The sequence below is a fragment of the Amycolatopsis sp. NPDC023774 genome (assembly GCF_040639695.1).
Lineage (GTDB): Bacteria > Actinomycetota > Actinomycetes > Mycobacteriales > Pseudonocardiaceae > Amycolatopsis.
In genome coordinates, this window is record NZ_JBFAAJ010000002.1 from 605,894 (window position 1) to 626,404 (window position 20,511).

Below are 20,511 nucleotides of genomic sequence, written 5' to 3' on the forward strand. Positions count from 1 at the left end.
GAGGGTCTACAACTGCCAGGACGGCCCGACGGAGACCGCGTTCACGCAACGACAACAAGACCTCCGACCTCGGCGAAGAGCTGGCCGGCGCGCGCCGATCCGATCTACGGTGACCGGACCCTCGACGCCGTGACCGGCACCGACGGCGGCTTCACCTTTGCCGACCCTCCTGCGCGCTACTACCAGCTGTACCGCACGACACTCCCTAACGGTTGGTTGCTCGCCGACGCCTACGAAGGCTTCGATGTCACCGGCGACCAGAACATCGAGTGCGCGCGGTACCGCCGCTGTCGGACCAGCTGAGGGCGACGGCTTCGGTGGCTTTCTCCGTTCATCCACGCGGTCTTGTACGCGCAGCGTGCCATCGCGACAGCTACGCGCCGGGCGACCACGTCCACGTGACCGTCACACTGACCAACACCGGATCCCAGCCCCAGTCTGGCATTACCGGCGAAGCCCTCCGCGGACACCGCCGTGAGCCTGGTGGACATCCTCGCGCACCGAACAGTGCCGACGGGAGCCACCGACGCCGACGGGCACGTCACGTTCGGGTCCGTGCCCGCCGGGCGCTACGACCTGAAGGTGGCCGACGGCGGGATCCCGGCCTACGTAGCCAGCCCGTAACCGGGCCCGGGTCAGCGGTACCCCGGGCCCGGTTCGGGGGTCACGTTCGCCGTGGTGATCTCGTCGCCGCAGTGGGTGCAGGTCAGCAGGGGGGCGACGGGTTCGCCGCAGGAGTGGCGCAGCACCAGCGGGGGGCCGTCGGGCACGGGGAGGTGCTCGTCGCCCCAGCGCATGAGGATCACCAGCGCCGGGAAGATCTCCTTGCCGGTCGTGGTGAGGCGGTATTCGTGGCGGTCCGGGTCGGTGGCGTAGACCACGCGGTCGAGCACGCCCTGCTCCACGAGCTGCTTGAGCCGCGCCGACAGCGTCGGGCGGGGGATGCCGAGGTTGCGGGCGAAGTGGGCGTAGCGGCGGACGCCGAAGAATGCTTCGCGCAGGATGAGCAGCGTCCAGCGTTCGCCGAGCACGTCGAGGGCCCGGCCGACGGACTCGGCCGTGAAGCGCGGCGACCCGGCCGTCACGGGGCCAGCTCGCGCAGCAGGGTGCGGCCGGCCGGGTCTTCCGCCGTGGCCGGGACCAGGCCGACGTGGTCGGCGCCGGCGTCGTGGTAGGCCGCGAGGCGGGCGCGGACCTCCGTCGCGGTACCGATGGCGCCGACGTCGGCCACCAGCGAGGGCGGCACGGTCAGCGAGGCACGCGAAGCACCGGCTCGCGCCGCGGCGACGAGCTCGCCGTAGCCGAGCGCGGTGAACATCTCGCCGTAGCCCGGCGGACGCAGGTACACGCTCGCCTGTGCGGCGAGCTGCCGCAGCGTCGGCTCCCCCGGGTTGAGCGCCACGGGCACCCACACCGCCAGCCGCGGCGGTGTGCGGCCCGCGGCTCGCGCGTGGCCGTCGATCTCCTCGCGCGTCCGCGCGACGTGGGCCGGCGGCACCAGGTTGAGCACGACCTCGTCCGCGACTTCCGCCGCCACGCGGGTCATCGCCGGCCCGAACGCGGCCACCGTGATCGGTACCGGCACCGGCTCCCGAAGCCGGAAACCGTTGCTGCGCAGGTATTTCCCGGCCACCGACAGCTTCTGTCCGTCGAGGACGGTCCGCACCGCGGCCACGGTCTCCCGCATCCGCCCGGCGGCGTGGTCCCACGGTCGGTCGTGCCAGCCGCTCACGATCGCCGGGCTGGAGCCGCCCAGCGCGAGCCCCGCCGGCCGGCGCGCCAGCTCCGCGACCGACGCGACGCCCAGCCCGAGCGCCACGGGCGAGCGCACCCCGAGCGGCACCGGCCCGATCTTCACGCCGATCCGCTCGGTGCGCAGGCTCACGGCCGTGGCGAGCGCGAACGCGTCGAACGTAGCCATCTCCCCCACCCACACCTCGTCGAAGCCGCACCGGTCGGCCTCCACCGCGATGTCCACGGCCTCCCCTGCGGGCCGGTCGAGCCAGAACGGCGCGACGACCCCGAGCGCGCTCACAGCTGCGCCGTGTCGGTCGAGAGGCCGAGCAGGACGCGGCCGGTCAGCTCGTAGGTGGCGGGGTTGACCTGGAAGTGTGCGGTGGCCGTGTGCCCGTCGCGGAACCGGCGCTGCAGCGGGGAAGCCTCGTAGATGGCCGAGCCGCCGCCGAGGTCGTAGAGGGAGCGGGTGACGTCTGCTGAGACGCGCACCGCGTGGGTGCACGCGAGCCGCAGGGCCAGGCGGAGGTCTTCCGGCACGAGCGTGCCCGAAGCGGCGGCCTGCCAGGCGTCGTCGATCGCGCGGTAGTAGAACTCGCGCGCCGCGCGCAGGGCCGCTTCGGCTTCGGCGACGGCGCTTTGCGTGGCCGAGCGTTCGGCCAGTGTGCGGCGGGAACCACTGGGGTGCTTCGCCGTGGCCAGCTCGGTGAATTCCGTGATCGCGCCCCGCGCGTTGCCCAGGGCGGCGGCCGAGATCGACGCGGCGAAGAACCCGAACAGCGGAAACCGGTGCAGCTGACCGGCGCCGGCGGGCGGACCGTCCACAACGGACAGGATCCGGTGGTCCGGCACGAACACCGCGTCGGCGCTCGTGTCGTGGCTGCCGGTGCCGCGCAGGCCCGACGTGTGCCAGGTGTCGTGGATGTGCAACTCAGCCGTGGGGATCGCGGCAACCACGAGCTTCCCGTCGAGCACGACGCCCAGGAAGATCCAGTCCGCATGCGTCACGCCGCTGCAGAACGACCAGCGCCCCGACACCGTGACCCCGCCGTCCACGGCCACGGCCTTGCCCCGCGGCGCCCACACGCCGGCGGCCACGGCGTCGGGGTCACCGAAAACCTCCTGGCCGCCCTTCTCCGGCAGGTACGCGCCCAGCAGGCTGCTCGTGGCCGCGATCGACACGCACCAGCCCGCCGACGCGTCGGCCTCGGCCACGCGCTCGGCAGCGCGCAGGATCGCCGCCGCCGAAGGTTCCGCGCCGCCGAGCGCGGCCGGCAGCCCGGCGCGGAACAGCCTCGAAGCCTTGGCCGCGGAGACCACCTCGGGCGCCAGCGCGCGACGCCGTTCGGTCTCACCGGCGTGCTCCGCGGCCGCCGCGGCCACCGGTTGCGCCTTGTCGAGCAGGTCGTCGCGAGTGCCCACTGTCGTCCTCCGGCCGGTTCAGGAAACTTACCGGTTCAGAATCCTTACCGACTCCCGTGCACCTGTCAACGACCGCCGGTCAGGGCACCACGACCACGGGCCAGATCCCCGCGCGCACCAGACGGTTGCCCACCGAGCCGACGAGCCGGTGCCCGCCCTGCTCCGACGCCCCGACCACGACCATGTCGGCACTCACCTCGAGCGCGGCTTCCTTCAGCTCCGGATAGGCCTCGCCGCGGCGCACCACGAACGTCACGGGCACCCCGAGCTCGTCTGCGCGTCCGCGCAGCCCGGACCGCAGCTGCGCGATTTCCTCGGTGAACGTCTGCTGCTCGACATCGACCGCGGTGGCCGCGGCCAGCCCGGCCCACATCGACGGCGCCGCGACGTACACGACCACCAGGCGCGCCCGCTGGCGCCTGGCCAGACCCGCCGCATACGAAGCCGCGCGCAACCCCGTCGGCGACGTGTCCGTGCCGACCAGGATCACGCGCGGTCCGTCGGTTCCCCGTTCGTACGGCCCGGATTCCCACCGCGGGCCGTACTCCTCAACCAGATCTTCCACGGGGCCCATTATGTCCGGAGCGGTCAGCCTTGCCCGGCCACGTTCTCCACCGAGCGGCCCGTGGTGCGCGGGCCGAGGATCGCGATGTCCAGCGCCACCAGCACGAGCGCCGCGCCGATCACCACGAACAGCGTGGTCGCGCCCGAGCTGTCGAGCAGCGGGACCAGCACGAACGGCATCAGCCCGCTCGCCAGCCGCGAGATCGAGTACGTGCCACTGGACGCCGTGGAGCGCAGCCCCGTCGGGAAGATCTCGGCCTGGTAGATGTGGTACGCGTTGGAGAACACGTTGCTGATCGCCGTGTAGACGAACCCGAACACAATGGCGAGCGCGATGGAGTTCGCGAGCCCGAACGCGAGGCCGAACACCGCCATCGCGAGCACCGAGCCGATGACCAAGTGCTTGCGCTCCCAGCGTTCCACGAGCGGCAGCGACAACGCCGAGCCCACGGGGTAGCCGAGGAACGTGAGCGCGGTGAACAGCAGCGACTGCGAAACCGGGTAGCCCTTTGCGGCGAGCACGAGCGGGACCATCGTGCCGAAGCCGTAGTAGCCGATGGTCTGCAACACGTGGAAGAGCGTCATCATGATCGTGCGACGGCGGTACGTCGGCCCGAACAGGTCACGCACCGGCGCGGCCTTGCGCGCGGGCTTCTCCACCGGCGCGGGCACGGGCTCCGCGGCCGGGGTCTGGCCCGCCTCGGCCTCGAGCCCCCGGATCACGGTCTCCGCTTCCTGCGCGCGCCCCACCGAGTGCAGCCAGCGCGGCGACTCCGGCAAGCCGCGGCGCAGCAGGCACACCACCCCGGCGCCGGCTGCGCCGATCACGAACAGCCAGCGCCAGCCCGCGATACCCAGGAACGACCCGTTCGTGAGCCCCTTCGCGAGGAACCCGACGACGGGCACGCCGCAGAACGCGAGCGTGTACGCCCACGCGATCAGCTTGCCGCGCTTGCGGGCGGGCAGCAGGTCGGTGAGGTAGGTATCGGCCAGCGGCGGTTCGGCGCCGAGGCCCACGCCGGCGAAGAACCGGGTGATCAGCAGCATGACGGCGTTGCCGCTGAACGCGCCGAGCAGCGAGAAGAACGAGTACAGCGCCAGGTTGAGCAGGAACGCCCCGCGCCGGCCGAACCGGTCGGCCAGGCGGCCGAGCAGCAACGCGCCGAAGAACATGCCGAGGAACGTCGAGGCCAGCAGCGGCGGGAGCGCCGCCTTGCTGAGCTTGAACTCGCTGACCAGCACCGCGCTGATCGTCCCGGTCAGGAACACCTCGTAGAACTCGAAGAACAGACCGAGCCCGACGGCGACGGTCGCGCGCCGGTGGGTGCGGGTGACCGGCAACCGATCGAGCCGTGCCGCGACCGCGGCCGTCCCCGGCTCCGCCGTGTCGAGGGGGTTCGCCATCCGTCGTCTCCTTTGACAGTCATGGCCGCGCGGATCAAGCGACAGCAGGATCCACTATGTGATTCGTTCCCCCATGATGTGGCGGGATGCGTGCGGGCGTCAAGAGTCGCGGAGCGTTGTGCATCAGCTTGAGGGGTCCACCAATCGGGACGGACCCGCCCCCGACAGGCCGCTCACCAGCACGAAGAGTGGCGAGCCGCGCAGGCGGATCACATGACAAGAAATCTTCACTTCGCAACGAATCCGGTGAACAACCCATACCGGACACCGCGACCGTTCCTGGCCGCGCGAGCCGCGGCCGGCGCAGGCTGCTTCGGGGGACGCCCGCGGCCTCGCGGGCGCGGTGGAGGCGAGCCGCCGGCGACGGGCGCCGGCAACGCGGAACCAGTTCGCGGCCGGAACCAAGCGAAGATCGGCTCGAAGCAGGGGCGCACTGTGCGCGACCAGGCCAGACCCATCCATTGTCGAGCGATGCCGCGCAGGTCAGCCGAGGAAGCTGCGGACCATTCCCGCGCGGAACCGGCAATGGCTGGACCAGCCCGGCGCAAGGCAAGGCCCCTCCACCGCGCTCATTCGGACACGTGAAGCCGCACGGGTCAGCTGATCACGTCGCCGACCATCCCCCGCGCAACAGCCGCGCCGGCCCCCGGGAGTTCTCAGCCGATGACGTCGCGCGCCATTCCCGCGCGGTACCCCAGCCGTTCCGACGCCGCGGCCGCCGCGGCGACCACCAGGGGCGCCAGGCGCGGCACGTCGGCCGACGTCATGCGCTGTGTCGGCGCGCCGATGCCGATCACGGCGCTGAGCTCGCCCGTCAGCCCGAACACCGGGGCGCTCAGCGAGGCCGCGCCGAGGTCGCGTTCCTCGAAGCTGCTGGCGTAGCCGTCGGCGCGGACCTGGGCGAGCTGCTGGTTGAGCAGGTCGATGTCGACGATCGTGTGCTCGGTGAAGCGCGCCAGGCCGTGGCCGACGGCATCACGCAGCGCCAGCCGGTCCCACGCCAGGAAGACCTTCCCGGCCGAGCCGGCGTGCAGCGGCATCACCATGCCGACCACGAAGAGCCGGATCACGGGGTGACGCGACTCGGCCAGCGACACCACCGTGCGGAAGGCGCCGTCGCGCACGTACAGGCAGGCCGTTTCGCCCGAGTCGTCACGCAGCTTGTGCAGCACGGGTCGCACGAGCCGCACCAGGTCAAGGCCGAAGGTGCCCGGCGCGGCCCAGCGCACCAGGCCGAGCCCGACCCGGTAGGTGTCGTCGTAGCGGTCGAGGAAGCCTTCGCGCACGAGGTTGTGCACCAGTCGCTGGCAGGTGCTCGCCGGCAGGCCGGTGGTGCGGGTGATCTGCTGCAGCGTCAGCTCGGGCTCCTCGATCGTGAACGACTCGAGGATCTGCTTGAACTTCCGCAGCACCAGCACCGGCGCGGTGCCGCCCCGCTCTTCCGCCATCGCCGCCCCGCTTCTGTGACCCACCCGACTGTTTCGCCGAGTGTAGTCAGCCTCGATCGTCTTGACGGCGACCCGAACACCCGTATTCTGAGTCTGCAACTCACTATGTGGTTGGAGCGTGATCATGAGCAATCGTGGCCCCCTCACCGGGGTGCGGGTGGTCGAACTGGGCAACTTCATCGCCGCACCCACCGCCGGCAGACTGCTGGCCGACTTCGGCGCCGACGTCGTGAAGGTCGAGCGCCCGGGCAGCGGCGACGAGTTGCGGCGCTGGCGCCTGCACGCGGGCGACACCTCCCTGCTCTTCCGCGCGCTGGGCCGCAACAAGCGGTCCGTCACCCTCGACCTGCGCTCCCCCGAGGGTCAGGACGTCGCACGCAAGCTCATCGCGACGGCCGACGTCGTCCTCGAGAACTTCCGCCCCGGCACCCTCGAACGCTGGGGTCTGGGCCCGGACGAGCTCAAGCGGCTCAATCCCGGCCTCGTCCTCGTGCGCGTGTCCGGCTACGGCCAGACCGGCCCGTACCGCGACCGGCCCGGCTTCGGCGGCGTCGCCGAGGCCGTCGGCGGACTGCGCGCGCTCACCGGCTACCCCGACCGCCCGCCGACGCGCGTCGGCGTGAGCCTGGCCGACTCCGTCGCCGGCCTCTACGCCGTGATCGGCGCGCTGATGGGCCTGCTGCGCCGCGAACGCGAGGGCGGCGGGGGCGAGACCGTCGACGTCGCACTGTACGAGGCCGTCTACTCGCTGATGGAATCGCTGGTCCCGGACTTCGACGCGTTCGGCGTGGTCCGCGAACCCGCCGGCTCCGCGCTGCCCGGCATCGCGCCGTCCAACACCTACCGCTGCGGCGACGGCAAGTACATCGTCGTGAGCGGTAACGGCGATGCCATCTTCCGCCGCCTCGCCCACGCCATCGGCCGCCCCGACCTGGCCGACGACCCGGCGCTCGCCGACAACGCCGGCCGCGTCGCCAACGCCGCCCGCCTCGACCAGGTCATCGGCGACTGGGCGCAGGGCCGTTCGCAGGAAGCCGCCGAGACGACGCTGCGCGCCGCCGACGTGCCCTGCGGCCCCATCCTCACCGCCGAGGACATCACCAAGGACCCGCACTTCGAGGCCCGCGGCATGCACCAGCGCCGAACCGTGCGCATCGACGACAACGACGTCGAGGTCACCTTCCCCGGCGTCGTCCCCGCGCTCGGCGAGCACCCGGGCAGCGTGCGGACGCTCGGGCCGGAGCTCGGTGAGCACACCGAAGACGTGCTGGCCGAGCTCGGCTTCGACGACGAGGCCCGAGCGCGCCTGCGCGCCGACGGCGTGATCTGACCCTCCGCCGAGACCGAGACAGACCGAGAACAAAGGAGACCCACCATGGACGAGGTCCTCATCACCGAGGTCGTGCTGCGCGACGGCCTGCAGGACGAAGCGCGCACCGTGCCCACCCCCGACAAGCTCCGCCTCGCGCGCGGCCTCGTCGACGCCGGTTTCCGCGCGCTCGAGGTCGGCTCCTTCGTCTCGAAGCGGCGTGTGCCGCAGATGGCCGACACTGACGAGGTCCTGCGCACGCTCGACCCGGCGACCAGCCCCGCCACCCTCCACACGCTCGTCTTCACCGAGCGCGGCGCCCAGCAGGCCGTCGAAGCCGGCGCGCGCTCCGTGCGGCTCGTGGTCTCGGCGAGCGACGGGCACAGCACGGCCAACGCCGGCGTGCCCACCGAAGGGGCGCTGGCCCGGCTCGAGAGGTGCGCCGAGATCCTCACCGCCGCGGACGTCGCCATCGAGGCGACCATCGCGACGGCCTTCGTCTGCCCGTTCGACGGCGACACCGACCCCGCGCGCACCGCCGCCACCGCGGAACGCCTGGCCAAGCTCGGCGCCGGTGTGCTGCACCTCGCCGACACCATCGGCGCGGCCAACCCGAGCCTGCTGCGCCGCGGGATCGAAGCCGTGCGCGACGCGGTGCCCGACGTGCCGCTCGGCTTGCACCTGCACGACACCTACGGCTTCGCCGCCGCCAACGCGTGGGAGGGCCTGCGGCTCGGCATCCGCCGGTTCGACTCCTCGCTCGGCGGGATCGGCGGCTGCCCGTTCGCGCCCGGGGCCTCGGGCAACATCGCCACCGACGACCTCGTGCACCTGCTTCACCGCGAGGGCATCGCCACCGGTCTCGACGTCGCGAAGCTGGCCAGCCTGCGTGATGACGTCCGGCTCGCCGTCGGGCACGAGCTCGGCTCGGCTCTCTCGTCGATTCCTGCCGTGCCCGCCACTCTCGTCTGAAAATTCCCGTCCCGCCGGATTCCTGGTCATTCGGAGTACCGGAGCTGAGCCGATTGCTGGTAGCGTGCCCGCACCTGAACGCGCGTCCGGTACGTACCGGGGAGCGCAACGCGCGCGGCGGTGAGGCGGATCGCAATGCGAGACGATGTGGTCGAGGCGAGCTCGACCGTCGGGCACCCGCCCGACGCGGTGTGGCAGATCGTCGGCTCCCCCGAGCTCTACCCGAGATTCCTGCCGGTGATCAGCTGGTGCGAGGTGACCGAGGCGCCCTCGCGTGGCCGCGGCCCGCGCTGCCTGATCAGGCTGGCTCCCGACCGGGAGACGCTGGTGGAAGGCACCATCCACGCGGTGGTGCACCGGCCCGGCGAGCACGTGGTGTGGTGCGGGCTGCCTGACGAGCGCAACTGGGTCTCGTTCGAACTGCGCGCGCTCGCGGGCGGGGCGACGGAGATCGTGCTGCGCCTGATGCTCCCGTCGCTGCCGCCTGAACACCGCGACCTGCTTTCGCGCTCGGCCGTCAAGAGCATGCTGAAGGAACTGACGCGGCGGATCGAGCTGCAGCTGTCCGGCGAAGCCGCCGAGCCGCCTGAGTACGACCGCGCGACGGCGCTGCGCACGGCCAACACGTTGGTGCGCGCGGGCGTACTCGTCGCGGGCCGGCCGGACAAGGTCGCGAAGCAGCTCAACTCCCTTTCCCAGTGGGGCGCCACGATCGCCGGCGGCTACCTCGCGGCGACCGCGCGCGGTGCCGACGACATCGCGGTGCACGACGAGCGAAACAGCCGCTCGTTCCGCGACATCGACGAGCGCAGCAACCAGCTGGCCAACTCCTTGGCGAAGCTCGACGTGCGCGCGGGCCAGCGCGTGGCGCTGATGTGCCGCAACCACGCGGCGATGGTCGAGGCGTTCGTCGGCTGCAGCAAGCTCGGCGTGGACGTGGTGCTGCTCAACACCGGGCTGTCGCCCTCGGCGGTGGAGGACGTGCTCACCGAGCATCAGCCCGCCGCGGTGCTGGCCGACGACGAGTTCGCACAGACCATCGCTGGAGTGCAGGGCGACTTCCCCCGCGTGAGCACGTGGGACGACGCGGAGCAGGGCTACCGGACCGTCGACGAGCTCATCCACGACGCTTCCGCCGCGCGGCCGAAGCCGGCCAAGCGGCCGGGCCAGATCGTGGTGCTCACCTCCGGCACCACCGGCACCCCGAAGGGCGCGCGCCGGCCGACGCCGAAGGGCCTGAGCACGGCGGCCAGCATCCTCGCGCGGATCCCCTTGCGGGCGCGGGACAAGGTCGCCGTCGCGGCGCCGCTGTTCCACAGCTGGGGCCTGGCCGCGCTGCAAGTCGGGATGTCAGTGCGGGCGGAGCTGTCGCTGATCCGCCGGTTCGACGCGGAGCAGACCCTGCGGATGATCGCCGAGCACCGCTGCGACGCGCTGTTCGCCGTGCCGATCATGTTGCAGCGCATCCACGAGCTGCCCGAGCGCGTGCGCAGCCGCTACGACCTGTCGTCGCTGCGGATCGTGGCCAGCAGCGGTTCGGCGATGTCAGGCTCGTTCGTGACCTCGTTCATGGACACCTTCGGCGACATCCTCTACAACTTCTACGGCTCCACCGAGGTTTCCTGGGCGAGCATCGCCGACCCGGTCGACCTTCGCGCCGCGCCGACCACCGCCGGCCGCTGCCCGCCGGGCACCCGCATCGCCATCCTCGACGACGAGCGCCGCCCCGTGCCGCCCGGCGACGAGGGCCAGATCTTCGTCGGCAACGACATGCTCTTCGACGGCTACACCAACGGCTCCAGCGTGCCGCGCTCGAAAGACCTGATGGCCACCGGCGACGTCGGCTACCAGGACGCCGCGGGCCGGCTGTTCGTGACCGGCCGCGCCGACGAGATGATCGTGTCCGGCGGCGAGAATGTGTTCCCGCGCCCGGTGGAAGAGGCGCTGGTCGCGTTGCCCGGCGTCTACGAGGCGGCCGTGGTGGGCGTGCCGGACGAGGAGTTCGGCCAGCGCCTGGCCGCGTATGTCGTGCTCCGCCGCGGCGCGCGCATGCACGCCGAGGACGTGCGGCACTACATCCACCAGAAGCTGGCGCGCTTCGCCGTGCCGCGCGACGTGTACTTCGTGCCGGAGCTCCCGCGCAATGCCACGGGCAAGATCCTCAAGCGGATGCTCAACGACGACCTGTGGCCGTTGCCGCAGGCGTGAGCGGTTTCAGTCGTCGTCGCGCCCGCTGAACCGGCGGGCGATGATCGGCGGGATGGCGAGCAGCAGCAGGGCGTAGTACCCCAGCGCCGGCCGGATCGCGCCGACCACGAACGCGATCGCCAGGGCCACTACGGACAGCACGTTGTTGGCCAGCCAGCGGTCCGACACGGAGGTCTCCCGGATCGCGACGTTCGGATCCCGCCGAACGATCAGCACGAGCAGCATCTGGCACGCGCTGCTGACGAGGATCGTGCCGATGTAGAAGAGCGTGGTGAAGCGGTCCGTGCCGTACTGGCCGGTGAGCTCCGTCGGAAACGGCAGCACCGCGATGGTGAAGAGCCAGCAGAAGTTCGTGAGCGCGAGCGCCCCGCTGTAGGCGCGGACTTCCTCGAAGATGCGGTGGTGGCCCCACCACATCCGCGCGATCACCACGAAACTCAGCACGAAGCTGAAGATCTGGTTCCAGTGCTCCAGCACGGCGTCGACGGCGTCCTTGTGCTCCGCCGCCAGCTCCGGCACAAGGTCGGTGAGCGGCAGCACGAGCAACGTCAACGCGATGGCGACCACGGCGTCGCTGAAGAACACCAGCCGCTCAGGTGATTTCGTCCTCGCTCCGTTGCTCTCCACGCTGTGATCCAACCACCTCGGGGTGTGGGCGTGAAGCTCGGCGAGGGTGGTCTGGTCCGACGCTGTCCATTCAGGACACTCACTGCCGCAGCGCGGCGGCCGCCGCCTCGGCAACCGCCTCCGCCACCGCGGCCAGGGCGGGCGAGTCCAGCTTCCACTGTTGCCAGTACAACGGCACATCCGCCGGCCGGTCCGGCGCCAGGTCCACCAACGAGTCCACCGAGGACCCCCGCGTCTGCAGCTCCGGCACCATCCCCCAGCCCAGGCCGGCGGTGACGGCGTCCGCGAAGGACTGCGAGGAAGGGACGTAGTGGCGGGCACCGGAGGGCAACGAGCGGTGGGTGAGGGTGCGCAGGAAGCGGTCCTGGAGGTCGTCCTTGCGGTCGAAAAGCACGGCGGGCGCCTCGGCCAGCGCGGAAGCCAGCGGGCGGTCGGCGAGCCACCGGGCGGCGAACGCGGGGGAAGCCATGGCGCGGTAGCGCATGAGGCCCAGGCGCGTGGAAGTACAGCCCTGCACGGGGTGGGGCGCGGATGTGACGGCGGCCATCACGAGGCCCTCGCGCAGGAGGGTGGCGGTGTGGTCCTGGTCGTCGCTGCGCAGGTCGAAGGACACGTCGGGCACGGCGGCCAGCGCGGGGAGGAACCAGGTGGCCAGGGAGTCGGCGTTGACGGCGATCGGGAGGGTCGTCGGGCCGGCAACACCGACCAGGCCGAGTTCCGCGCGAGTGTCCTCCTCTAGACGGGTGAGCTGGCGGGCGAAGCGCACGACGACCTGGCCCGAGTCGGTGAGCCGCACGGGTTTCGTCCGCAGGATGAGCACGCGACCCAGGCGTTGTTCAAGCGCCTTCACGCGCTGGCTGACCGCGGGCGGCGTCACGTGCAGCACGGCGGCTGCGCGGTCGAAGGACTGCTCGTCGATGACGGCGAGCAGCGTCCGGACCTGGTCGAGCGGGAGATCCGACATCACGACAGCTAATGTTACCTAAGAATCTTTAGCTGGCTTAATGCAAGGACCCCGCCCTACGGTCGACGGCGTGTTTCCCGCACTCGCCGCCGGCTTCGGTACCGGCCTTTCACTCATCGTCGCCATCGGAGCGCAGAACACGTTCGTGTTGCAGCAAGGGTTGCGCGGTGGCGCGGTCAAGCGGCTGATCGTGGTGTGCGCGCTGTCGGACGTCGTGCTGATCGCCGTGGGGGTGAGCGGGATCGGCGCGGTGTTGCGTCGCTGGCCGGCGGCGATCACGGCGATCGGGGTCGTCGGCGGGGCGTTCCTGGTCACGTACGGGTTCCTCGGCGCGAGGCGCGCGATGAGGCCCGGTGCTCTGACGACAAGCGTGCTCGAGCCCGTGTCCCCGCGGCGCACGGTGCTCGCCGGCCTCGCGCTGACCTGGCTCAACCCCCACGTCTACCTCGACACCGTGCTGCTGGGCTCTGTCGCGGCCGGCCAGGGCGGCGGTCGCTGGGTCTTCGGCATCGGTGCGGCGCTGGCCAGCGCCGTCTGGTTCAGCGCACTGGGTCTGGGTGCGCGCCGGCTCGCGGGGGTGTTCGCGCGGCCGGCCGCGTGGCGGGTGCTCGACGGGTTGATCGCCGTGACGATGACGGCGCTCGGCGTCTCGATGGTGCTCGACCGGCTCGCCTGAAACCACAGAGAAGACCGACGAGCGCAAACGGTGGAGAATAAGACCGAAAAGACAATCAGCGTTGCTAATAACTCTGACTCAGAGCTAACGTCGAAGACATGATCCCCCCTCCCGACCTCGCCGAGCGGCTGATGTCCGCCGTGCAGGGCATCCGCCGCGTCGTGCGGCGGCGGGTGCGCGCGGAAGTACCCGGCCCGCCGCTGCCCGGTGCGCAGGTCGAGCTGCTGCGGGTGGTCGACCGCCTGCCCGGCATCGGCGTCGCCGCGGCGGCGCGCGAGCTGAGCCTCGCCGGCAACTCCGTGAGCACGCTCGTGAACCTCCTCGTCGAAGCGGGGCTGCTGCGCCGCGAGGTGGACCCGGCCGACCGGCGCGCCGCGCAGCTGGAGGTGACCGGGGCCGCACGCGAGCGCATGGCGGCCTGGCGCAAGGCGCGGACCGGGCTGGTCTCGGCCGCGCTCGCGGAGCTTTCCGAAGAGGACACCGTGTCGATCACCGCGGCCCTGCCCGCGCTGGAGAAGCTGATGGACGTCCTGAAGGAGGAGGCATGAGCGCCCCGGAAACCGACCACGAAGCCGAGCCCGAGCCCGCCGTCAGGTGCACCGGCCTGCGCCACTCGTTCGGCACCACGAAGGCCGTCGACGGCGTCGACCTGGAGATCGTGCCCGGCGAGATCTTCGGCCTGCTCGGCCCGAACGGCGCCGGCAAGACCACCACCATCCGCATGATCACCACCCTGCTGCCGCTCGACGCGGGCGCCATCACCGTGTTCGGCGTCGACGTCACGCGCCGCCGGATGGCCGTGCGCCGCCTGATCGGTTACGTGCCCCAGCAGCTCTCGGCCGACGGCGCGCTCACCGGGCGCGAGAACGTGTCGCTGTTCGCGCGGCTGTTCGACGTCCCCCGCTCACGCCGCGCCGAAGAGGTCCACCGCGCGCTCGACCTGGTGGGCCTGACCGGCGATGCCGAACGGCCGGTGGGCGGCTACTCCGGCGGCATGATCCGCCGCCTCGAGCTCGCGCAGGCGCTGGTGAGCTCACCCCGGCTGCTGGTGCTCGACGAGCCGACCGTGGGCCTCGACCCGGTGGCGCGCTCGGCGGTGTGGGACCGCATCACCGAGATCCGCACCCGCACCGGCATGACCGTGCTCGTCACCACCCACTACATGGACGAGGCCGACCAGTACTGCGACCGCGTCGCGCTAATGCACGCCGGCCGCGTTCGTGCGCTCGGCACCCCCGCCGAGCTCGAGGCGGAACTCGGCCCGGACTCCACTTTGGACGACGTGTTCCGGTCGGTGACCGGCGACGCGCTGCACAGCGATACAGGAGGGATGCGCAATGTCCGCGCCACTCGCCGCACCGCCCGCCGGCTCGGCTGATCCGGGAGCGCTGGAGCAACTCCGCATCCTGCTCTCGCGCATCGGCGCGATGTGCCTGGTGGAGCTGCAGAAGCTGCGCCGCGACCAGTCGGAGCTGATCACGCGCGCGATCCAGCCCGCGCTGTGGCTGCTGATCTTCGGCGAGACGTTCACGCGGATCCACGCGATCCCGACCGGCTCGATCCCCTACCTCGACTACCTCGCGCCCGGCATCCTCGCGCAGTCGGCACTGTTCATCTCCATCTTCTACGGCATCCAGATCATCTGGGAACGCGACGCGGGCGTGCTCGCGAAGCTGCTCGTCACGCCGACCCCGCGCGCGGCGCTCGTGGCCGGCAAGGCGTTCGCGGCCGGGCTGCGCGCACTCGTGCAGGCGCTGATGGTGCTCGTGCTCTCGGCGATCCTCGGGGTGGGCCTCACCGCGAACCCGCTGCGGCTGCTCGGCATGGTCGTGGTCGTGATCCTCGGCTCGGCGTTCTTCTGCTGCTTCTCCATCGTGATCGCCGGCATCGTGCTCTCCCGCGAGCGGCTGATGGGGATCGGGCAGGCCATCACCATGCCGTTGTTCTTCGCGTCCAACGCCCTCTACCCGGTGGACCTCATGCCGGGTTGGCTGAAGGTGCTCAGCCACATGAACCCGTTGAGCTACCAGGTCGACGCCCTTCGCGGACTTCTCATCGGCACTCCGGCCAACCTCGACCTGGACTTCGGCGTCCTAGTGGGTGCGACCGCCCTGGCGATCGGCGTCGCATCGGCTCTGCTCGGAAGGTTGGCTCGATGACAAGTTCCGCTTTACCCACCGTATTCACACGAGCCCGGTCGTAGGTTGGGGACCGTGGGAAAAGGCAAAGGGGTAGCCCCGTTCCTCGGATTGTGCGTGCTGGCAGGCGTTCTCGTCGCGGGCACGATGGCACCGGTCGCCATCGGCGCGGGTGTTTTGTCCAATCAGGTCAGTGACTCCGTCGACGCGATCTCCGCGGATCTGGAGCACGCAGACCCGCCACTCGTGACAACGGTGACGGACCGGAACGGCAGTACGATCGCGACTTTGTACGCCCAGTACCGCATTCCGGTCACCGCGGCGCAGATCTCGCCCGCGATGAAGGCCGCGATCGTCGACATCGAGGACCGCCGCTTCTACACCGAAGGCGGTGTGGATCCGCAGGGCATGCTGCGCGCGGCGGTGAACGACAGCTCGGGCGGAGACCTGCAGGGCGCGTCGACGATCACGCAGCAGTACGTGAAGAACTACCTCATCAACGTCGTCGACCGCAACGACAAGACGGCGCAGGAGAAAGACCGCGAAGACTCGTTGGCCCGCAAGCTGCGCGAGGCCAAGATGGCCGTGCAGATCAGCCAATCCGTGCCGAAGGACGACGTGCTGGCCGATTACCTGAACGTGGTCGAGTACACCGGCACCGTCTACGGCATCGGCGCGGCCGCGGAAGCGTATTTCGGGACCACAGCGGACAAACTGACCGTGCCGCAAGCCGCGCTGCTGGCGGGCATGGTGAACAACCCCAGTGTCTACAACCCGTACACGCATCCGGACAACGCGCTCAAGCGGCGCAACACCGTGATCGACTCCATGGTCACGGCGAAGTCCATCCCCGCTTCCTTCGCCGCCACCGCGAAAGCGACCCCGCTCGGCGTAGTCGGCACGCGCCCGGCCGCGCCGTCGAGCACGTGCCTCGGCGCGGCGCCCGACGCCGGGTTCTTCTGCGCGTACGCGGTGAACTACCTGAAGCAGGCCGGATTCACGGTCGACCAGCTCGACACCGGCGGCTACGTCGTGAAGACCACGATGGACCCGCACGTGAGCCAGGTCGTGAAGGACGCGGTGGACGCCAACGTGCCGACGACGCAGGACGGCGTGGCCAACACGTTCGCCGTGGTCCAGCCGGGCGCGAGCGGGCACCAGGTGCTCGCGATGGTCGCCAACCGCAACTACGGCACCGATCCCGCCCAGGGCGAGACGTCCACGAACATCGTGGCCGACGCGAGCAACAAGTTCGGCGCCGGTTCGTCGTTCAAGATCTTCACCTCGGCCGCGGCGATGGTGGCGGGCAAGGCGGGGCTGAACACGCCGCTGCCCAACCCGTTCAGCAACTGCTTCACGCCGCCGAACGCGAACAAGTACACGCCGTGCTACTCGGTGAGCAACGACGGCACCAGCTACCCCGACCCGATCTCGCTCGCCAGTGGCCTCGCGACGTCGCCGAACGTCGCGTTCGTGGGGTTGGAGTCGCAGGTCGGCATGCCCGCCGTGCTGGACATGGCGCGCAAGCTGGGGCTGCGCAAGACGCTCGCGACCAACGACGCGGGCAACCCGCCGATCACCGACCCCTCGGACCCGCGGTCGAAGAACCCGCAGTACGACGAGCCGCAGTCGCAGTACTTCCAGAACCTGCTGTCGTTCACCCTCGGCAACAGCCCGGTGAGCCCCCTGGAGATGGCGAACGTCTCGGCGACGCTGATGAGCGGCGGCACGTGGTGCCCGCCCAACCCGATCCTGTCGGTGACCGACCGCAACGGCCAGGCTGTGCCGGTGAAGCAGCAGGGGTGCGAGCAGGTGATCCCGACGGGCGTCGCCAACACTCTGGAGGCCGGGCTTTCGCAGGACACCACGGTGGGCACGTCGGCGGCCGCCGCGCGCTCGGCCGGCTGGACGCGCCCGGACATCGGCAAGACGGGGACCACTCAGCTCTCGGAGTCCGTGGCCTTCGTCGGTGGTGTGGACAACTACGCCGTGTCGTCCATGGTGTTCGCCGACGGCCCGCACCCGGAGGAGATCTGCCCGGGCACCCCGGTGCACCTCGGCCGCTGCGGCCACGGCGCGTTCGGTGGCACGGTCGCCGCCCCGCCGTACTTCCACGCGATGGGCACGCTGCTGGCGGGTGTCCCCGACACCCCGATCCCGCCGCCGGATCCGCAGTACCTCGACGCGCGGAACTGACCGCAGGCGCACTCCCCCTGACGTCGGCTGGGCCGGTCGTTGACACCGTTTCGCACGTCGTGTCACGATTCCGGCTCCGGTGGCCGATTTCAGGGGGAGTGAGGCCATGAACGGATTCCTCGCGTACCGCCGAAGACCGCCCGCCGAACCGTCGGCGCGCGAGATCGATTTCGCCCGCAGGTGGCTGGCGCGCCGCGGGGTCGCGGTGTCCCTGCCGACGCGGCTGCTGTGCATCCGGATCGGCGCCCACTCCGTGGCGCCCTCCGCGTGGCTTCGCACGGTCGCGATCTACGCCGTGCTCGCCGTCGACGGCGCCGTGGGATACCAGAGCCTGCAGGAGCTCCCGGGCGTGCACGGCCGGGAAATGACCTCGGCCGTCACCCTCTTCTTCGTGATCGCCGGGCTCCAGGTCGGCTGGTGGCGCGCCCGGCGCCTCCGTGAGCGCAACCTCGCCGCTTCGGTGCCCCACCGGCTCACCGGAGTCACGCGGCCGAAGGGCGTGGTCGACGGCTGGTTCGGCGCCACGGCGGCCACCACCTTCGCCGGCGGCGCGTTCCTGGCGCTGGCCGTGTTCGCCGCCGTGCCCGAAGCGCGGACGTGGGCGTGGAGCTGGCTCGGCCTGCTCGCCGTGGGCGCGAGCTGCACCGCGGTGATCGTGGTCGCCACCTTGCGCGAGCCCGTGCTCGCCGAGGACGACGCTTCGCTCGCCGCCGGGGAGCTGCTGCGCCGCGAGGCGGTTCAGGCCACCGCGCCGGCGATGTACACGCTGCCGGTGTTGTTCGATGTCTTCGGCGAAGGCCGCCAGCCGCCCGCGTTCACCGGTCTGCTGATCGGTTACGTGGCGCTGTGCCTCGCGCTGCAATGCGCGGGCCCGATCGCGCTGTCGCGGCGGAAGCTGCCGCCGGGGCACTACGGCGAGCTCGAAACCGCGCCGGCCGCAACCGCGGACGACGACGTGTGGCAGCCCGTCGTCCGCGGAAGGTGCTGAAGGCCGAGCTCTCCGGCGACACCGAGTTCCTGCACCGGTTCCGGACCGAGGCGCGGATGACGGCGTCGCTCGACCACGCCGGGATCGCGGCGGTGCACGACTACGGCGAGACGTTCGCCGGAACCGAGGGCGGCAAAGGGGAAGCCGCGCTGCCCATCGTGTACCTGGTCATGAAGTTCGTGGAGGGCGACCCGCTCGCGGGCATCCTCGCCAAACACGGGCGCCTCTCGGCCGACTACACACTCGACCTGCTTGAGCAGGTCCTGGGTCCTGCCGGTCAGGTCCGGCCCGATGGTCGAGTGGGCTGAGCCGGAAACCCTCAGCCGAACAGGGGCGGCGGCAGTTCCTCCGCCAGCACGATCGACTTCAGCTGCGTGTACATGTCCAGCGTTTCCTTGCAGTACTCCCGGCCCAGACCGCTGCCCTTGTAGCCGCCGAAGGGCGAGCCGTCGACGAGGTTGAAGTACTGGTTGACCCACACGGAGCCGGCTTGGAGGCGGTCGGCCGTGCGCATCGCGTTCTTCAGGTTGGTGGTGTAGACGCCGGCGGCGAGGCCGTACTCCACGTCGTTGGCCTGGTCGATGAGCGCGTCGTAGTCCTTCCAGCGGATCACCGACAGCACCGGGCCGAAGATCTCCTCCTGCGCGATGCGGCTGGAGTTCTCGGTCTCGAACACGGTCGGCTCGATGAACCAGCCGTGCTCGCTGCCGGCCACCGTCGCGCGGCCGCCGCCGGTGACGAGCGACGAGTCGGAGCGGCCGGACGCGATGTAGTCCAGCACGCGCTGCCCCTGCTTCTCCGACACCAGGCAGCCCAGTCGCGTGGCCGGATCGAGCGGCGAGCCGACGCGCACGCCCTCGAAACTCGCGCGGAGCTTGCCGAGGAAGTCGTCGTACAGGTCGTCGTGCACGAACAGCCGGGTGCCGGCGAGGCAGGACTGGCCGTTGCAGTAGGTGGCGGCGAACGTCGCGTTGTCGATGACCCGGTCGAGGTCGTCGATGTCGGGGAACACGATGTTCGGGCTCTTGCCACCCAGCTCCAGCGACACCGGCACGAGCCGCTCGGCGCCGGCGTGCGCGACCAGCCGGCCGACCTCCGCGGAACCGGTGAAGGCGAGCTTGTCCACGTCCGGGTGCGCCGTGAGCGCCGCCCCGGCCTCGTCACCGTAGCCCGGCACGACGTTGACCACACCGGGCGGGAAGAGCTCGGCGAGCTTCGTGCACAGCTCCAAAGTGGACAGCGACGCGTTCTCGTCCGGCTTGAGCACCACCGTGTTGCCGGCCGCGAGCGCCGGGGCCAGCTTGAACGCCGTCATGATCGCGGGAACGTTCCACGGGATGATCTGGCCCACGACGCCGATCGGCTCGCGCTTGGCGATGGCCCAGCCGCCGGTGACGGGGTGGTTCCACCCGTCGTGCGTCACGGCGGCCGAGGCGAAGAACCGGTACTGCCCCACGGCGATCCGGTGGTCCAGCGGCGTTTCGAAGATCGTGCGGCCGATGTCCATCGTGTCGATGGCGGCCAGGCGCCCGGCGTTGGCCTCGATCCAGTCGGCGAGGCGGTGCAGCAGCAGCGAGCGCTCCTCAGGCCGGGTGGCGGCCCACCTCGGGAAAGCCGCGCGGGCGGCGGCCACGGCGGCGTCGACGTCGGCCGCGCCGCCGCGGGTGATCGTCGCGAGCTGCGCGCCGGTCGCGGCGTCCACCGCCGGGAAGTGCTCGGTCGAGATCGAGCGGAACTCACCGTTGATCAGTGGTTCGTAGTGGGCAGCGAGCGCCGGTTCGAGCTGTTCGACGGTCACGGGTGTCCTCCTCGACAGTGACGCGGGCTACATCTCCTGCGGAGTATTCGGCACCGGAACGGA

Annotated in this window: 20 protein-coding genes and 1 pseudogene; 12 read left to right on the forward strand and 9 right to left on the reverse strand. The window is 71.0% G+C overall.

The window, feature by feature from the left end; all coding sequences use genetic code 11:
• Window positions 1-129: 129 nt before the first annotated feature.
• Both AB0F91_RS09015 and AB0F91_RS09020 read left to right on the forward strand, forming a co-directional pair.
• A complete protein-coding gene (locus tag AB0F91_RS09015; RefSeq protein ID WP_360596106.1) occupies window positions 130-303 on the forward strand; it encodes a hypothetical protein in 174 nt (57 codons plus the stop codon).
• A gap of 171 nt (window positions 304-474) precedes the next feature.
• Entirely contained in the window at window positions 475-624 is a 150-nt protein-coding gene (locus tag AB0F91_RS09020) for a hypothetical protein (RefSeq protein WP_360596108.1), read from the forward strand.
• 11 nt (window positions 625-635) lie between these two features.
• On the opposite strand, the gene AB0F91_RS09025 is transcribed toward AB0F91_RS09020, so the two are convergent.
• The 6 genes from AB0F91_RS09025 to AB0F91_RS09050 all read right to left on the reverse strand — a co-directional run bounded on the left by AB0F91_RS09025 (window position 636) and on the right by AB0F91_RS09050 (window position 6,572).
• Complete coding sequence (locus AB0F91_RS09025) at window positions 636-1,085, reverse strand: helix-turn-helix domain-containing protein (RefSeq protein WP_360596110.1); 450 nt, start codon at window positions 1,083-1,085, stop codon at window positions 636-638.
• Window positions 1,082-2,035 (reverse strand): LLM class F420-dependent oxidoreductase, encoded by a 954-nt coding sequence (locus AB0F91_RS09030; protein ID WP_360596112.1) that lies wholly within the window; start codon window positions 2,033-2,035, stop codon window positions 1,082-1,084. The genes AB0F91_RS09025 and AB0F91_RS09030 overlap by 4 nt, the downstream gene beginning before the upstream one ends.
• A complete protein-coding gene (locus AB0F91_RS09035; protein ID WP_360596113.1) occupies window positions 2,032-3,156 on the reverse strand; it encodes an acyl-CoA dehydrogenase family protein in 1,125 nt (374 codons plus the stop codon). The genes AB0F91_RS09030 and AB0F91_RS09035 overlap by 4 nt, the downstream gene beginning before the upstream one ends.
• A 79-nt stretch (window positions 3,157-3,235) precedes the next feature.
• Window positions 3,236-3,721: a universal stress protein gene (locus tag AB0F91_RS09040; RefSeq protein WP_360596115.1), complete on the reverse strand. Its 486-nt coding sequence runs from the start codon at window positions 3,719-3,721 to the stop codon at window positions 3,236-3,238.
• 23 nt (window positions 3,722-3,744) lie between these two features.
• On the reverse strand, window positions 3,745-5,124 hold the full coding sequence (locus AB0F91_RS09045; RefSeq protein ID WP_360596116.1) for an MFS transporter: 1,380 nt from the start codon (window positions 5,122-5,124) through the stop codon (window positions 3,745-3,747).
• A 656-nt stretch (window positions 5,125-5,780) separates the two neighbouring features.
• Window positions 5,781-6,572: an IclR family transcriptional regulator gene (locus AB0F91_RS09050; RefSeq protein WP_360596118.1), complete on the reverse strand. Its 792-nt coding sequence runs from the start codon at window positions 6,570-6,572 to the stop codon at window positions 5,781-5,783.
• A 124-nt stretch (window positions 6,573-6,696) separates the two neighbouring features.
• Here AB0F91_RS09050 and AB0F91_RS09055 point away from each other — a divergent pair, with 124 nt between their 5' ends.
• The 3 genes from AB0F91_RS09055 to AB0F91_RS09065 all read left to right on the forward strand — a co-directional run bounded on the left by AB0F91_RS09055 (window position 6,697) and on the right by AB0F91_RS09065 (window position 11,061).
• Window positions 6,697-7,902, forward strand: a complete 1,206-nt coding sequence (locus AB0F91_RS09055; protein ID WP_360596120.1) for a CaiB/BaiF CoA-transferase family protein — start codon at window positions 6,697-6,699, stop codon at window positions 7,900-7,902.
• A 45-nt stretch (window positions 7,903-7,947) separates the two neighbouring features.
• Window positions 7,948-8,853 (forward strand): hydroxymethylglutaryl-CoA lyase, encoded by a 906-nt coding sequence (locus AB0F91_RS09060; protein ID WP_360596122.1) that lies wholly within the window; start codon window positions 7,948-7,950, stop codon window positions 8,851-8,853.
• A gap of 135 nt (window positions 8,854-8,988) precedes the next feature.
• Window positions 8,989-11,061, forward strand: a complete 2,073-nt coding sequence (locus tag AB0F91_RS09065; protein WP_360596124.1) for an AMP-binding protein — start codon at window positions 8,989-8,991, stop codon at window positions 11,059-11,061.
• A 6-nt stretch (window positions 11,062-11,067) separates the two neighbouring features.
• On the opposite strand, the gene AB0F91_RS09070 is transcribed toward AB0F91_RS09065, so the two are convergent.
• Both AB0F91_RS09070 and AB0F91_RS09075 read right to left on the reverse strand, forming a co-directional pair.
• Entirely contained in the window at window positions 11,068-11,688 is a 621-nt protein-coding gene (locus AB0F91_RS09070; protein ID WP_360596126.1) for a TMEM175 family protein, read from the reverse strand.
• Window positions 11,689-11,767: 79 nt separating this feature from the next.
• The gene (locus AB0F91_RS09075) at window positions 11,768-12,652 is read right to left on the reverse strand and encodes a LysR family transcriptional regulator ArgP (RefSeq protein WP_360596128.1); all 885 of its coding nucleotides are present in this window, start codon (window positions 12,650-12,652) and stop codon (window positions 11,768-11,770) included.
• 70 nt (window positions 12,653-12,722) lie between these two features.
• On the opposite strand from AB0F91_RS09075, the gene AB0F91_RS09080 reads away from it, so the two are divergent.
• The 7 genes and pseudogenes from AB0F91_RS09080 to AB0F91_RS09110 form a co-directional block, all read left to right on the forward strand.
• Window positions 12,723-13,328: a LysE family transporter gene (locus AB0F91_RS09080; protein WP_360596129.1), complete on the forward strand. Its 606-nt coding sequence runs from the start codon at window positions 12,723-12,725 to the stop codon at window positions 13,326-13,328.
• Between the two features lie 98 nt (window positions 13,329-13,426).
• Complete coding sequence (locus AB0F91_RS09085; protein WP_360596131.1) at window positions 13,427-13,876, forward strand: MarR family transcriptional regulator; 450 nt, start codon at window positions 13,427-13,429, stop codon at window positions 13,874-13,876.
• Window positions 13,873-14,706: an ATP-binding cassette domain-containing protein gene (locus AB0F91_RS09090; RefSeq protein ID WP_360596133.1), complete on the forward strand. Its 834-nt coding sequence runs from the start codon at window positions 13,873-13,875 to the stop codon at window positions 14,704-14,706. The genes AB0F91_RS09085 and AB0F91_RS09090 overlap by 4 nt, the downstream gene beginning before the upstream one ends.
• Entirely contained in the window at window positions 14,666-15,487 is an 822-nt protein-coding gene (locus AB0F91_RS09095) for an ABC transporter permease (RefSeq protein ID WP_360596135.1), read from the forward strand. Before AB0F91_RS09090 ends, AB0F91_RS09095 begins: the two co-directional genes overlap by 41 nt.
• Window positions 15,488-15,613: 126 nt before the next feature.
• A complete protein-coding gene (locus AB0F91_RS09100) occupies window positions 15,614-17,662 on the forward strand; it encodes a transglycosylase domain-containing protein (RefSeq protein ID WP_360596295.1) in 2,049 nt (682 codons plus the stop codon).
• Window positions 17,663-17,768: 106 nt separating this feature from the next.
• Window positions 17,769-18,650 carry a hypothetical protein gene (locus tag AB0F91_RS09105; protein WP_360596137.1) on the forward strand — a complete coding sequence of 294 codons (882 nt, stop codon included), beginning with the start codon at window positions 17,769-17,771 and terminating at the stop codon, window positions 18,648-18,650.
• Window positions 18,641-18,910 (forward strand): annotated as a pseudogene (locus tag AB0F91_RS09110) (serine/threonine protein kinase); the annotation flags it as partial. The gene AB0F91_RS09105 and the pseudogene AB0F91_RS09110, both read left to right, overlap by 10 nt.
• 59 nt (window positions 18,911-18,969) lie before the next feature.
• Here AB0F91_RS09110 and AB0F91_RS09115 read toward each other — a convergent pair.
• Window positions 18,970-20,448: an aldehyde dehydrogenase family protein gene (locus tag AB0F91_RS09115; RefSeq protein WP_360596139.1), complete on the reverse strand. Its 1,479-nt coding sequence runs from the start codon at window positions 20,446-20,448 to the stop codon at window positions 18,970-18,972.
• Window positions 20,449-20,511: the final 63 nt, after the last annotated feature.

Bases quoted from the DNA above. Each gene is read 5' to 3' on its own strand.
- AB0F91_RS09045 (WP_360596116.1), bottom strand. From the start codon at position 5,124: ATGGCGAACCCCCTCGACACGGCGGAGCCGGGGACGGCCGCGGTCGCG.
- AB0F91_RS09050 (WP_360596118.1), bottom strand. From the start codon at position 6,572: ATGGCGGAAGAGCGGGGCGGCACCGCGCCGGTGCTGGTGCTGCGGAAG.
- AB0F91_RS09055 (WP_360596120.1), top strand. From the start codon at position 6,697: ATGAGCAATCGTGGCCCCCTCACCGGGGTGCGGGTGGTCGAACTGGGC.
- AB0F91_RS09060 (WP_360596122.1), top strand. From the start codon at position 7,948: ATGGACGAGGTCCTCATCACCGAGGTCGTGCTGCGCGACGGCCTGCAG.
- AB0F91_RS09065 (WP_360596124.1), top strand. From the start codon at position 8,989: ATGCGAGACGATGTGGTCGAGGCGAGCTCGACCGTCGGGCACCCGCCC.
- AB0F91_RS09075 (WP_360596128.1), bottom strand. From the start codon at position 12,652: ATGTCGGATCTCCCGCTCGACCAGGTCCGGACGCTGCTCGCCGTCATC.
- AB0F91_RS09085 (WP_360596131.1), top strand. From the start codon at position 13,427: ATGATCCCCCCTCCCGACCTCGCCGAGCGGCTGATGTCCGCCGTGCAG.
- AB0F91_RS09090 (WP_360596133.1), top strand. From the start codon at position 13,873: ATGAGCGCCCCGGAAACCGACCACGAAGCCGAGCCCGAGCCCGCCGTC.
- AB0F91_RS09095 (WP_360596135.1), top strand. From the start codon at position 14,666: ATGTCCGCGCCACTCGCCGCACCGCCCGCCGGCTCGGCTGATCCGGGA.
- AB0F91_RS09100 (WP_360596295.1), top strand. From the start codon at position 15,614: ATGGCACCGGTCGCCATCGGCGCGGGTGTTTTGTCCAATCAGGTCAGT.
- AB0F91_RS09105 (WP_360596137.1), top strand. From the start codon at position 17,769: ATGAACGGATTCCTCGCGTACCGCCGAAGACCGCCCGCCGAACCGTCG.